This window comes from Microvirga splendida (assembly GCF_016427565.1).
Lineage (GTDB): Bacteria > Pseudomonadota > Alphaproteobacteria > Rhizobiales > Beijerinckiaceae > Microvirga > Microvirga splendida.
Window position 1 is genome coordinate 1 of record NZ_JAELXT010000002.1, and the last position, 12,630, is coordinate 12,630.

Here is a 12,630-nt window from a genome sequence, read left to right on the forward strand (position 1 = left end):
CGCGCCCCTCTGAGGAGCAGATCTACGCAACCTTATAGCTAAGATTGAGGTCGTTGTCAAGAACAAAATGAGAACATTGATCCTGATGGGCAGGGCCATCCCCTCACCGTCATGGCCTGGCTTGTCCCGGCCATCCACGTCTTACCGCACGCAAAGACGTGGATCCCCAGACCAAGTCCGGGGATGACGCGGAGGGTGATTACGGACGGCCGTCCGTGAATTGAACGAGGTCCCAGAGATTGCCATAGAGATCCCTGAACACGGCAACGATGCCGTAATCCGCCTGCTTGGGTTCCCGGACGAATGCGATGCCGGCTTCGAGCATGGCGGCATGGTCGCGCCAGAAATCGTATGTCCGCAGAAACAGGAAAACGCGGCCGCCGGCCTGGTTGCCGATGAAGGTCTCCTGATGAGCATTGGACGCGCGGGCCAGCAGCAGCGATGCGCTGCCGCTCCCCTGTGGCCTGACGACGACCCAGCGCTTGTCCTGCTCCGGCTGGTATGTGTCCTGGACCAGTTCGAACCGGAGCTTGTTCACATAGAAGTCGATGGCCTCGTCGTAGTCCCGGACCACAAGGGCGATATGGGCGATGCCTTGATTCACGGCGGTCTCCTGCGTGGTCGGATGAGGCGGTCGTCCCGCATAAGGGAAAATTTCCTTGGGGCTGACGACCGACCTTAGGCCACGCGGATCCGATCCGTACAGGTCATGAGCGTCTGGGGCGCTCAGCGATAAGGGTAGCAGCGGCTTCGCTCGAGGGTGAGGCCGAGATGCTCGCCGAGCTTGGCGATGGCGTCCCCATGCGCAGGGTACGGATCGCGGTTCTCGGGGCCCACGATGATGATCCTGAAGGTCGGGTCGAGCCTGCCGGCCGGCGGCAGCATGGCCGTCACGAGCGCCTGCCCTTCCCCGTCGCGCAGGGTCAGGAACAGCGGCATGGTGCGCTGGATGTGATCCTTGAGGCCGATGTTCTGCTCGACGAAGGGGCTCGACGCCGACCGGTAGCTCTGCACGGCCGCGTCCCAGGCCTGCCGGAAGTGCTTCTCGACCGCATGCTGCATGGCATCGGACTCGAGCGCAGCCTCGCCTTCGGTCTCAATGCGAAACCACGTCGTCGATCCCGGAGCGTCGCAGATGTATTGCATATCCGACAACGCGGGAGCGCCTGGATGGTTGTGCGGCTCTACGCCCTCACACCCAGCGGTGCTGACGTCCGTCGATCACGAGCACCCGACCCTGCCAGATGTCCATGCTGGCGGCCTGCCGGGAGTTGACCCCGCAGGCGATGGCGAGGAAGGCGCGGGCGACGCCGCCATGGGCCACCACCACCGTGTCGCGGGTGAGGTCGTCGAGAACGGGGCGAATGCGGTCGACCAGCATGGCGTAGCTCTCGCCGCCGCCGGGCGGGGCGTAGTGCCACTTGTCCTGCTCGCGCAGCGCCGCCAGAGCCGGCTCCGCCTTGCGGACCTCCTTCCAGGTCATGCCTTCCCACACGCCGAAGGTCAGCTCCACGAGGCGCTCGTCCAGCCGGTAGGATTCCGGGTGCAGCCCCAGGCTTCCCCGCAGGATCTCCATGGTCTCGCGGGTGCGGGCCATGGGGCTCGCCACATAGGCGAGGTCTTCCACGTGGGGCGCGAGGGCCTTCAGCTTGCGGCCGGCCTCCTCGGCCTGGACGCGGCCCACATCGTTGAGCGGAATGTCCTTCTGGCCCTGGAGCCTGCCTTCGAGGTTCCAGTCCGTCTCGCCATGGCGAATGAAGTAGATCGTGGGGCGGGACGGGGTCACGGCGGGTTCCGGCTACGCGTTGACTTAAGGCTCAGTCTTTGTCCAGGGAGAGGTCCGGGGCTTCCGGGTTCTTCATGCCGACCACGTGGTAGCCCGCATCCACATGCAGGATCTCGCCGGTCATGCCGCGGGACATGTCGGACACGAGATAGGCGGCGGTCTCGCCCACCTCCTCGATGGTGACCGTGCGGCGCAGCGGCGAGTTGTACTCGTTCCACTTCAGAATATAGCGGAAGTCGCCGATGCCCGAGGCGGCCAGCGTCTTGATCGGGCCCGCCGAGATGGCGTTGACGCGGATGTTCTTGGGGCCGAGATCGGCCGCCAGATAGCGCACCGAAGCCTCGAGCGCGGCCTTCGCCACGCCCATGACGTTGTAGTGCGGCATCCACTTCTCGGCGCCGTAATAGGTGAGCGTGAGCAGCGAGCCGCCCTCGTTCATCAGCTTCTCGGCCCGCTGGGCGATGGCCGTGAAGGAATAGCAGGAGATCAGCAGCGACTTGGTGAAGTTGCCCTCCGAGGTCTCCACATAGCGGCCGGTGAGCTCGTCCTTGTCCGAGAAGGCGATGCAGTGGACCACGAAGTCGATGGAGCCCCAGAGGCGCTTCACCTCGTCGAAGACCGCGTCGATGGTGGCGCCGTCCGTCACGTCGCAATGGCCGACAACATGGGCATCCAGCTCCTTCGCCAGGGGCTCGACGCGCTTCTTCAAGGCTTCGCCCTGATAGGTGAAGGCGAGTTCCGCCCCGTGCTGGCGGGCCGCCTGCGCAATGCCCCAGGCGATCGAACGGTTGTTCGCCACGCCCATGATCAAGCCGCGCTTGCCGGCCAGAATGCCGGGAGCCTTAGTCTCCGCCATGGTTCACCTAGATCGTCGCTGGATAGTTTAAATAAGAACGGCCTCTTTAACCGACCCGTCGCCCACGGGGAAGCCCTCTTGGGAACCGTTTCGCAATCCGGGTGCTTTGGGGCCGCCCCTCCGAACCTTCACCGCGTCATCACCGGCCTTGTGCCGGTGATCTCGATGGATCGGGATGGCCGGGACGAGCCCGGCCATGACGTGGTGGGTGTCATTCCCGGCCGGAGCGCAGCGGAGGGGAAGGGAATCCATAACGCAAAGCCTGGGAGTGGATCCCCTTCCCGGCCCTGCGGGCCGCCGGGGATGACACCGGCGTCGGCAGATCTACTTCGCCTTGGCCGAAAGGCGCCTGCGGGCGTAGTCCATCAGGTCCTCGTCTACAACCTCGGGCAGCCTGATCTCCGTGGTCACGAAGAGGTCGCCGGGGCCGGTCTTGCCCGGCAGGCCCTTGCCGCGCAGGCGGAAGGTGCGGCCGGAATTGGTGAGCGGCGGGATCTTCATCTCCACCGAGCCGGTGAGCGTCGGCACGCGCACGGACCCGCCCAGGACGGCCTCCTCGATCTCGACCGGCAGCCGCAGCCGCAGGTTGGAGCCCTCCGGCGTGAACCGCTCATGGGGCGCGAACGCGATGGTCAGCAGCGCGTCGCCCGGATCGATGCCGGGGGCGCCCTGCCCTAAGCCGCGCAGGCGGATCACCTGGCCGTCGGCGACGCCTTTGGGGATGACCACGTCCACGTCGCGGCCGGTGGGGAGCCTGAGCCGCTTCTTCGCCTCGGCCGCGACCTCCTCAAGGGTGACCGTGAGCGTCGCCTCGACGTCCTCGCCTTTCTGGGACCGGGGACGGCCGCGGGCCTGACGCGGGCTCTCGGCCCCCTGCTGCCGGAACGCGCTCTCGAAGATCTGGGAGAAGAAATCCTCGCCCGGATCGGCCCCGAAACCTCCCCTGTTGCTGCGCCGCCCGCCGAAGGGATTGCCGCCGCCGAACCCGGCGAAACCCTCAGCCCCGCCCCGGCCGCCGCCGAAACCCTCGAAGCCGGAGAAGCGCGGCTTGCCCTCGGCGTCGATCTCGCCCCGGTCGAACTGCGCCCGCTTGGCGGCATCGCCGAGGATCTCGTAGGCCGAGTTGGCCTCCGCGAACTTGTCCTTGGCCTTGGGATCGTCCTTGTTGCTGTCCGGGTGGTAGGTCTTGGCGAGCTTGCGGAACGCCTTCTTGATGTCCGCTTCGCTCGCAGAGCGGGACACGCCGAGAACGTCGTAGGGGTTGCGCATGGTGAATCCTGAACCGTCGGATTAGGAGCATGAAAGCTCAACGGAGTTGACGGTCATATGGGCGAAGTGTTGCCCCTTTGCAACGCCTGAACCGATGCGGCTAGACCTTGGCCGTGCCTTTCGCCGGCTTGACGTCCTTGAGGGTCCACTCGCCGCCGGAAGGCCGGCAGGCGGTGCCCTGCAGGGCGCTCGCGGTCGGGCCGCTCAGATGGGCCGAGAAGCTGCGGCAGATCTCGTCGTTCTTCACGAAGGGGGCTCCCATGGGCGTGAAGGTGCCCTTCCGGCTGGTCGCCGGGTTGTCCCACGAGACCTGGGTGCCGGGTCCCTGCGGGTCGAGGGCGACGGCCAGCGCCGCCTTGGCCCGTCGCCAATCCTCCTCGTCCAGATCGGCCGGGAGGGTGATGTCGCTCTTGGGGCCGATGGCGCCCGTCGCCTTGGGCCCGTCCTCGTCCAGGGCCGACAATCCAAGGGACATGCCGCAGGCGCTCGTCGACAGGGCGAGCAGGCCCACGACCAGGATTTTCATGGCTTCGCCAGCGAAGCCATCTGATCTATAACGGCGCGGATTGATCCACGTCACGCGTTGGGTCCCCCAGAACCAAAAGTCACAGAACGAGATAAAACAGTGAGCGGGTTAATAACTGGTGACTTCACTGAATCGGACGAGCCCTTCGGTCTCTTCCAGGCCTGGATGAAGGAGGCGGAAGCCTCGGAACCGAACGACCCCAACGCCATGGCGCTCGCCACCGTGGACGAGACCGGGCTGCCGAACGTGCGCATGGTGCTGCTGAAAGGGTTCGATGAGAACGGCTTCGTGTTCTACACCAACACGGAATCCAACAAGGGCCGCGAGCTTCTGGGCCAGGGGAAGGCCGCGCTCGTGCTGCATTGGAAGAGCCTTCGCCGTCAGGTGCGCGCCCGCGGCCCTGTGACGCTGGTGAGCGACCAGGAGGCCGACGCCTATTTCCAGAGCCGCCCCCGCGACAGCCGCATCGGCGCCTGGGCGAGCCAGCAGTCGCGCCCCCTGGAGAGCCGCTTCGCCCTCGAGAAGGCGGTCGCCCTGAACACCGCCAAATTCGCCGTGGGCGAAATCCCGCGCCCGCCCCACTGGACGGGCTTCCGCATCGCCCCGACGACAATCGAGTTCTGGCAGGACAAGCCGTTCCGTCTGCACGACCGGGTGGTGTTCAGCCGCGACGGCGACGGCTGGCGGAAGGTGCGGCTCTACCCGTGACCGATATTCTTGGCCGTAGACCCTGACCCTGAACAGGTCTAAGGGTCGGCACCCTCGCACGAGAGATTTTTATGTCCTCTTCGCCCAGCAATTCCCGCCGCATCATGCTGCTCACCGGCGCCAGCCGCGGGATCGGGCATGCCACGGTCAAGCGCTTCTCCGCGGCCGGGTGGCGGGTCATCACCTGCTCGCGCCACGGCTTTCCCGAGAACTGCCCGTGGGAGATGGGGCCGGAGGATCACCTGCAGGTCGATCTCGCCGATGCTGAAGACACCCGCCGCGCCATCGCGGAGGTGAAGGAGCGGCTCGCCGCCGAGGGCGGCTGCCTGCACGCACTGGTCAACAATGCGGGCATCTCGCCCAAGGGCGAAGGCGGCGCGCGGATGGGCACCCTCGACACCCGCTACGAGGACTGGCTGCGGGTGTTCCAGGTGAACTTCTTCGCCTCAATCATGCTGGCCCGCGGCCTGCAGGACGAGCTCACCAAGGCCAAGGGCTCGGTGGTCAACGTCACCTCCATCGCGGGCTCGCGCGTCCATCCCTTCGCGGGCGCGGCCTATGCCACGTCCAAGGCGGCGCTCGCCTCGCTCACCCGCGAGATGGCGGGCGATTTCGGGCCGCTGGGCGTGCGCGTGAACGCGATCTCGCCTGGCGAGATCGACACCGCGATCCTGTCCCCGGGCACGGAGAAGATCGTCGAGCAGATCCCCATGCGGCGCCTCGGCACGCCGGACGAGGTGGCCAAGGCCATCTACTTCCTCTGCACGGATGCGAGTTCCTACGTGAACGGCGCGGAGCTGCACATCAACGGCGGCCAGCACGTCTGAAGGCGATCCATGCCCCGACGCCGGATGCGGAGCCTTTTCATCGCGTCGCTGATGATCGGCTCCGTGACGGGAGCGTCAAGCCAGGAAGGCCCTGACAGAACCCCCTTTGCCGACCCGGACATGCACCCCTCCTATCGGGCGCAATGCCATGAGGTGCGGGAGCTGACCGAGGGGCGCGAGACTGGCGAGACCCGCGTGGATTTCAGCGTCACGGGCCCCCTCGCCTACGTGCATTTCGACGGGACGCTGGCCTATCTCGGCCTGTGCGGCACCGCGCCCGCCCCGAAGGTGCTCTGCGTCACCTACCAGACCAACGACATGAAGGTCGGCGACGTGGTGACGGTGGCTGGCGGCTACAGCCGCCCGAACCCGGACTTCATCGTCCTCGATCCGTGCTTGGCTCAGCGGCCGGACGAGATGGGGCAGTAGGGAGCATCACACCGCCCGCGTGGACCAAGCTATGATCCATCACGACGGCAGACCGGGCTGCCCTCAGCTCCTGGCCAGGGAGGGGCTGATGGAATGCCCTTCCCTAACTGCGGAGCTATTAGTCGCATCGAGCACGGTCCACCCGCAGCTGGGCATGTCATCGCCTTTGGCACAAGCCAGCGCCCCGGAGCGGCTTTCCACCCACACATTCGTGGCTTTCGGAAGGATCGTGCAGCGATTCTGGGCGGTTTCCGATTTGACCTGTGCTATCCAAGCGCTGTTGTTGCCGCGCAGCTCATACAGGCGGTTTGCCGTGTCCGCTGTCGAGCAAAGGACGTGAAGTCTATGCAACGTAACGCGTTCAGCCTGTGCGGCTGCGGGAGTCGCTGCAAGAGCCAGGACGAGAACTAGGCTTTTCATGCGTGGTACCTTTCCTGTGATTGAAACCAGCTGTGTCGGGCTGCCTCGTTCAGGAAACGCATAAGACAAGTTTCCCGATGCATACGCCAAAAGAGGGATGCAACCGGTTCCCTGTGATTCTCGGCCTGATTACTGCAGGTTCAGGCCTGACGCCCTTCATGAGAAAGCAATGCAGCGCCGCAGCAATTAAGCGCTCATCATCTGCTGCCCTACCCTCCCTAAGATCTACTCCCGTGACAGCACAACCGCTCCTTGGGACGATCCCTCGAAAAGGCCCCCTCGATTAAGCCGCCGTTAATCGGATCAGGCGGAGACTCAGGGATCATCTGGAGGAAACCAGAATGGTTTCCGCTTCCCGTTCCAAGGCTACGGTCCTTGTTGTCGATGATGATGCGCTCACCCGCGAACTCCTGACTCAACTGCTTTGTGCAGGCGGCTTCGATGTCATCGCTGTACCGGCGGGAGATCGGGCCTTGCTGGCCCTTTGCCACTTAGGCGAAGAGATCGACTGGCTTGTGAGCAAGGTCAGCCTGCCTGGGCTCGTCTGCGGATGGATCCTCGCTGACGAGTACCACGAGCATCACCCCAACCGGCCTGCGCTTCTGCTCTCGGATCTGGACCCGGCGGAGAAGCCGTCTGCACACGCGGTCTTCATTCCGCCGCAAGCGCCCATGAGAGTCCTCGAGGTGCTGCAGGCTCTGAAGAGCTCTGAACCCGCTCACGTGCTCCCGTTCCCGATAACAAAGGCAGCATGACTTAATCCCGCGACACCAACGCGATCTCCGAACTCACCGCCCTGCCATCCTCCGAAATTGCCCTCTCAAGCCGCGAAGCTCGCGTGCTAGCTTCGCCTGGTCGGCTTCGGATGCCATGAAAACCAAGAGGCGAGATGATGGAGCAGGGTTCGGGAGACAGGGCACTCGTCCGGCGGGCTGGCGAAGGCACCGACAATCAGGCCTTCGATCTGCCCCGCACCTTCCTGGTTCGCTCCGATGAATCCAAGGGGGCCTTTTCCCACTGGATTGAAAAGGTCCCGGCCGGGGCCGGTCCGCCGATGCATGTGCATCACAGGGAGCAGGAGCTGTTCCGCGTCCTCGCCGGCCAATTCCGCTTCTGGTGCATGGGAGAGGCTCAGGACCTGACCGACGGTGACACCGTCCTGATCCCGAAGGGTGCTCCGCATACCTTCAAGAATATCGGTCCCGGCGAGGGGCAACTGCTGATCACCCTGACCCCTGGCGATGGGGATGGCTTCTTCATCGAGGTCGACAGGCTCGGTCTCCACCCGTCGCGGGATATGCCTCGCATCGTGGAAATCGCAGGCCGCTACGGTCTCGAGTTCGTCGGACCACCTCCCGCGTGAGGGAGGGACAGTGGCAGGATCACTTCAGGACTTGCTGCTGGCCCGCGCTCCATTGGAGTTGTGGATACCGTCCACCGGCAAAGCCACTGGCGAAAATGCCTATTGCAGCAAAGCTCACGGCACAGAATACCGTGAAGGCCAGCACGAAGGCTGCCCCTTGTCTCTGCATCCGCCATAAGGACGGGACGAACGGAGCCAAAAGCAGCGATCCAAAGATCACGAGCAGCAGGAAGAAGGCCTGGAGATCCGGGTCGCTGTAGATGAGATCGACCTGCACGCCCTTTTCGCGTGGCGGCTCACCCAGGAAGAATCGAGCCAGTACCTCGAACATCACGCTGCCCCCAAGCGGGGTTCTTTGGGTTTGCTGTCAAAACCGACAGATGTGCACCAGGACCACCCCCGTTGGTCCTAACGCTAGCCTTACCATGCGGAAAGATTGCAACGCATCTAGCACGGTCGCTTAAAACTTGGCCATATGCTCGTTAGTTGAACGCAACCCGCACAACATCGATGTGGCGCTGCTTTGACGCCCTTCGCCATCGGGCGCACGGCCGGAGGCGCCGGCGCAATGGAGCCGATCACGCCGCTTCCGCAGGCCAAGCCCCCACATAGCGCGATTGCGGGCGGATGATGCGGCCGGTACGGGTCTGCTCGATGGCGTGGGCCACCCAGCCCGCCGAGCGGCCGGCGGCGAAGAGCGGCGTGAAGCCCTCGCGCGGGACGCCCAAGGCATCAAGCAGGATGGCGGTGTAGAACTCCACATTGGTGTCGAGCCGGCGTCCGGGCTTGCGGCGCTCCAGCACCTTGAGGGCCGTAGCTTCGACGGCCTCCGCGAAGGCGATGCGGTTGCTCTTTCCCTTCAGCCGCCCGACGGCGGCCATGAGCACGTCCGCCCGCGGGTCGCGCACCTTGTAGATGCGGTGGCCGAAGCCCATGAGGCGCTCGCCACGGGCGATGGCATCGTCGAGCCAGGCCTCCGCATGGTCGATGGAGCCGATGGCATCCAGCATGTCGAGCACCGGGCCGGGTGCCCCGCCATGGAGCGGACCCTTGAGGGCGCAGAGCCCCGCCACCACCGATGACAGGATGCCGGCTTGCGTCGAGGCGACCACCCGGGCCGTGAAGGTGGAGGCGTTGAGCCCGTGGTCGATGACGGTCACGAGATAGGTGTCGAGGCCCCGCGCCTCCTCGGCCGAGACCGGCGCGCCGCGCATCATGCGCAAGATATCCGCCGCGTGACCCAGCAGGGAATCGGGGGCGACCGGCGCGAGGCCCCGGGCGCCCCGCACCGCCATGGCGGCCGCGACGCCTGCGGCTCCGACAGCCAGAGCCGCATGGTCCCGCTCCGCATCGGGCAGGCTCGCGAGCAGCAGGCGCATGCCCTCCACGGGCGTGAGGCCGGCAAGCTGGGGGCTGAGAGGCGCGAGATGGGCATAAGCCCTCTGCCGGGCTGCGCTCAACAGGGCCTTCGGGTCGGAGGCGGCGTCGGGGATAAGGCCGTCCCAGAGCATCGCCGTCACGTCCTCGAAACTCACCCGACCGGCCAACTCCTCGAGGTCGTGCCCGGCGATGATCAGGCGGCCCGCCTCGCCATCCACATGGCTCAAGCTGGTTTCTGCCGCCACCACGTCGTCCAATCCGATCGTCATGAATGCTCTCCTTCGTTGCAGGGAGCATCGCGCCGGGCTTGCGGAAGCGTCAATCTTGAATCAACATATCAACATATGGGCACCGCAACCCTTGATCTCACCTCCGCCGAAGAGGCCTCGTCCCGCCTCGGCATCAGCCGGGCGAGCCTCTACGCCTATGTGAGCCGCGGCCTGATCCGGTCGTTTTCATCGCCGCACGATCCGCGCCAGCGGCTCTACGCCCTGGACGACGTGGAGGCCCTGTTGGAGCGTAAAGCACGCTTCCGCCGACCGGCGGTTGCGGCCGCTACGGCCCTCGACTGGGGCCTGCCCGTGCTGGAGACGAGCATCACCCAGATCCGCGACGGGCGGCTGTTCTATCGCGGGCAGGACGCCGTGGCGCTGGCGCGCGCCGCCACCCTCGAGGACGTTGCCCGCCTCCTGATCGGTGCCCTGGACAGGGAGGCGTTTCACCGGCCCTCCCGGATCCCCGCCCCTCCCGCCAGACCGGCCTTCGGGCCGCATGCTTTCGTGGCGCAGGCCGTCCGGCTCCTGTCCGAGCCGGCCGCGCGGGAAACCCGGGCGGCCGAGGTGGCGGCGATCCTGCGCCTCGTCACAATGGCGGGCAGCGGGGCCGATCCCGCCGCCGAGCCCCTGCACCGGCACCTAGCCCAGGCCTGGGCGGTTCCGCCCCAGGCGGCCGAGGCGATCCGGCGGGCGCTGGTTCTGTGCGCCGATCACGAACTCAGCTCATCGGCCTTTGCCGTGCGGGTCACGGCCTCGACCGGCGCATCCCTGCGCAACGCGGTGATCGCGGGCCTCGCGGCCCTGAGCGGCCCCTATCACGGGGGCATGACCGAGCGCGTTCGCGCCTTCCTGAACGCGCCCACGACGATGCCCCCGCCCGGGTTCCGGCACCGCCTGTATCCGGACGGCGATCCCCGGGCCCGGGCCCTGCTGGAGAACGTGCCCCTGCTCGCCTCGGATGCCACGACCCTGCGGGCTCTGGCGGATGCCTCGGGCGGCTCGCATCGAGCATCGGACCCAAAAGTGGAATCCACTTTTGGGACTCATCCGATGCTCAATTCCTTGAGCAGCGCATCGTTCAGCGCGGAAAACCGGGACCACTTTTCGGCACGATGCGCTAGCATCGACGTGGCGCTCGTCATGATGGAGCGGGCCTATGGACTGCCGGTGGGCGCCGCCTTTACGCTCTTTGCCATCGGCCGCACGGCCGGGTGGCTCGCCCATGCCATCGAGCAGCGGGGCCAGATGGCCCTCATCCGCCCACGGGCGCGCTATGTCGCGGCCCAGGAAAAGCATTCTTCATGACGAGCGACCGCTTCTATCCCGTCCGCCCGGTTCTCGCCGCCTCCGTGGCGGTGATCCGCGAGGGGCGCATCCTTCTCGCCGCCCGGGGCAAGCCGCCGAGCGAGGGGCTGTTCTCCCTGCCGGGCGGCATGGTGGAGACCGGCGAGACCCTGGCGGAAGCAGCCCTGCGGGAACTTCGCGAGGAGGTGGGGGTTGAGGCCAAGCTTATCGGCCTGATCGCCCCGGTCGAATTCATTGAAAGGGACGAGAAAGGCCATATAAGGCATCATGTCGTCATCGCCGCCCATGCGGCCCGCTGGGCTTCGGGCGAACCCCAGACAGGTCCGGAAGCAAAGGAAATCCGTTGGATCACGGAACGGGACATCGCCGATCTGCCGCTGACGGCAGGGCTCGCCGGCATTCTGGAGCAGGCCTTCATGATCGCCCGAGAGGAGTCCGCGCCTTGAGGCATGCCGGCCTGATCCTTGCCGCCTCCACGATGCTGATGGCCCTGCCCCAGCCGGCCGCGGCCCAGGGCTTCTTCGAGCGTCTGTTCGGCCCTCCCCCGGGCCAGCAGCCGGGCGTGCCGCCGCAATACCGGCCGCAGCCTCAGTACCGTCCCCAGCCGCAGTACCGCCCGCAGCCTGCCCCTCAGCAGCCGCAGCAACGCCGGCCGCAATCGCAGCGCCCGGCCGCTCAGCCGCAGCAGCAGGCGCCCCAGCAGCAGGCGGAGCCCGCCCCGGTGGTCGAGCCGCCGCCCGCTCCCTACGAGAAGGAGCTGCTGCGGCTGGCCGAGATCATGGGGTCGCTGGCCATGCTGCGCCCCCTCTGCAGCGCGCCCGATGCCGCCGAATGGAACCGACGCATGCAGATTCTGCTCGAGGCCGAGGGCACCACTCCGGGGAGGAAAGAGCGCCTCGCCGGCGCCTACAACAAGGGCTACCAGGCCTATGCCCTCACCTACCGGGTCTGCACGGCGTCCGCCCAGGAGGCCTCGCTGCGCTTCCTGGCCGAGGGCGAGCAGCTCGCCCGCAACATCACCGGGCGCTACGGCGGGTAGACGAAAGCGCCTCTCCGACGGGGTGTTGCAGCCGCGCCTCTTATCCACATTATTTCGACCGATACCCCCTCGCGTTAACCTCCTTGCAAGGTGATGCTGGCGGCGGGTCGGCGCGATGTCTAAGACTAATTCAACCGAACTCGCGCGCCGCCCCTCAAGGGGCCTGGATCATGAACGACAACGACGTCCTTCTCGACGAATCGCCCGACCTCAGCGCCCTCAAGCAGGCGGCCCTGAGCTATGTGACCGAGGCTTTCGCCGAGGCCGAGCTCGACGGGCTCGACGGCGACTGCATGGCCCAGGCCGCCCTCTTCGCAGCCTTCACCGAGCTCGTTGCCACCTATGGCGAGGATGCCGTTGCAGAATACGCCGCCACCCTGCCGGACAAGATCCGCACGGGCGCGTTTTCGATGGCGATGTCGTTGAAGCATTGAGCACGGTTTCCGC

Annotated in this window: 17 protein-coding genes; 9 read left to right on the plus strand and 8 right to left on the minus strand. The window is 66.2% G+C overall.

Annotation, left to right across the window (positions count from 1 at the left end; translation table 11 throughout):
- Positions 1–199 precede the first annotated feature (199 nt).
- The 6 genes from JAO75_RS02100 to JAO75_RS02125 form a co-directional block, all read right to left on the minus strand.
- Positions 200–604 carry a VOC family protein gene (locus tag JAO75_RS02100; protein WP_199046300.1) on the minus strand — a complete coding sequence of 135 codons (405 nt, stop codon included), beginning with the start codon at positions 602–604 and terminating at the stop codon, positions 200–202.
- 122 nt (positions 605–726) lie between these two features.
- Positions 727–1,146, minus strand: a complete 420-nt coding sequence (locus JAO75_RS02105) for a hypothetical protein (RefSeq protein WP_199046860.1) — start codon at positions 1,144–1,146, stop codon at positions 727–729.
- A gap of 46 nt (positions 1,147–1,192) precedes the next feature.
- Positions 1,193–1,786, minus strand: coding sequence for a histidine phosphatase family protein (locus tag JAO75_RS02110; protein WP_199046301.1), 594 nt, complete (start codon positions 1,784–1,786; stop codon positions 1,193–1,195).
- 31 nt (positions 1,787–1,817) lie between these two features.
- Positions 1,818–2,642 (minus strand): enoyl-ACP reductase FabI, encoded by an 825-nt coding sequence (gene fabI, locus JAO75_RS02115; RefSeq protein WP_199046302.1) that lies wholly within the window; start codon positions 2,640–2,642, stop codon positions 1,818–1,820.
- A 324-nt stretch (positions 2,643–2,966) separates the two neighbouring features.
- Positions 2,967–3,911, minus strand: coding sequence for a DnaJ C-terminal domain-containing protein (locus JAO75_RS02120; protein ID WP_199046303.1), 945 nt, complete (start codon positions 3,909–3,911; stop codon positions 2,967–2,969).
- A 100-nt stretch (positions 3,912–4,011) separates the two neighbouring features.
- A complete protein-coding gene (locus JAO75_RS02125) occupies positions 4,012–4,437 on the minus strand; it encodes an RT0821/Lpp0805 family surface protein (RefSeq protein WP_199046304.1) in 426 nt (141 codons plus the stop codon).
- 99 nt (positions 4,438–4,536) lie between these two features.
- Here JAO75_RS02125 and pdxH point away from each other — a divergent pair, with 99 nt between their 5' ends.
- From pdxH to JAO75_RS02150, 5 genes are all read left to right on the plus strand, one after another.
- Positions 4,537–5,145, plus strand: a complete 609-nt coding sequence (gene pdxH, locus JAO75_RS02130) for a pyridoxamine 5'-phosphate oxidase (protein ID WP_199046305.1) — start codon at positions 4,537–4,539, stop codon at positions 5,143–5,145.
- A gap of 104 nt (positions 5,146–5,249) precedes the next feature.
- Positions 5,250–5,972: an SDR family NAD(P)-dependent oxidoreductase gene (locus tag JAO75_RS02135; RefSeq protein ID WP_199046862.1), complete on the plus strand. Its 723-nt coding sequence runs from the start codon at positions 5,250–5,252 to the stop codon at positions 5,970–5,972.
- 9 nt (positions 5,973–5,981) lie between these two features.
- Positions 5,982–6,401, plus strand: coding sequence for a hypothetical protein (locus JAO75_RS02140; RefSeq protein WP_199046306.1), 420 nt, complete (start codon positions 5,982–5,984; stop codon positions 6,399–6,401).
- A gap of 761 nt (positions 6,402–7,162) precedes the next feature.
- Positions 7,163–7,576, plus strand: a complete 414-nt coding sequence (locus JAO75_RS02145) for a response regulator (protein ID WP_199046308.1) — start codon at positions 7,163–7,165, stop codon at positions 7,574–7,576.
- A gap of 134 nt (positions 7,577–7,710) precedes the next feature.
- Positions 7,711–8,184 carry a cupin domain-containing protein gene (locus JAO75_RS02150; protein WP_199046310.1) on the plus strand — a complete coding sequence of 158 codons (474 nt, stop codon included), beginning with the start codon at positions 7,711–7,713 and terminating at the stop codon, positions 8,182–8,184.
- 19 nt (positions 8,185–8,203) lie between these two features.
- On the opposite strand, the gene JAO75_RS02155 is transcribed toward JAO75_RS02150, so the two are convergent.
- Complete coding sequence (locus tag JAO75_RS02155; protein ID WP_199046312.1) at positions 8,204–8,515, minus strand: hypothetical protein; 312 nt, start codon at positions 8,513–8,515, stop codon at positions 8,204–8,206.
- Positions 8,516–8,762: 247 nt separating this feature from the next.
- Positions 8,763–9,833 (minus strand): citrate synthase/methylcitrate synthase, encoded by a 1,071-nt coding sequence (locus JAO75_RS02160; RefSeq protein ID WP_199046314.1) that lies wholly within the window; start codon positions 9,831–9,833, stop codon positions 8,763–8,765.
- Positions 9,834–9,908: 75 nt separating this feature from the next.
- Between JAO75_RS02160 and JAO75_RS02165 the strand changes: the two genes are divergently transcribed.
- The 4 genes from JAO75_RS02165 to JAO75_RS02180 all read left to right on the plus strand — a co-directional run bounded on the left by JAO75_RS02165 (position 9,909) and on the right by JAO75_RS02180 (position 12,617).
- Complete coding sequence (locus tag JAO75_RS02165; RefSeq protein ID WP_199046316.1) at positions 9,909–11,144, plus strand: citrate synthase family protein; 1,236 nt, start codon at positions 9,909–9,911, stop codon at positions 11,142–11,144.
- The gene (locus JAO75_RS02170) at positions 11,141–11,590 is read left to right on the plus strand and encodes an NUDIX hydrolase (RefSeq protein ID WP_199046318.1); all 450 of its coding nucleotides are present in this window, start codon (positions 11,141–11,143) and stop codon (positions 11,588–11,590) included. The genes JAO75_RS02165 and JAO75_RS02170 overlap by 4 nt, the downstream gene beginning before the upstream one ends.
- A complete protein-coding gene (locus JAO75_RS02175; RefSeq protein ID WP_246742330.1) occupies positions 11,587–12,183 on the plus strand; it encodes a TIGR02301 family protein in 597 nt (198 codons plus the stop codon). Before JAO75_RS02170 ends, JAO75_RS02175 begins: the two co-directional genes overlap by 4 nt.
- 170 nt (positions 12,184–12,353) lie before the next feature.
- On the plus strand, positions 12,354–12,617 hold the full coding sequence (locus tag JAO75_RS02180; RefSeq protein ID WP_199046320.1) for a hypothetical protein: 264 nt from the start codon (positions 12,354–12,356) through the stop codon (positions 12,615–12,617).
- The last annotated feature ends 13 nt before the right edge of the window (positions 12,618–12,630 follow it).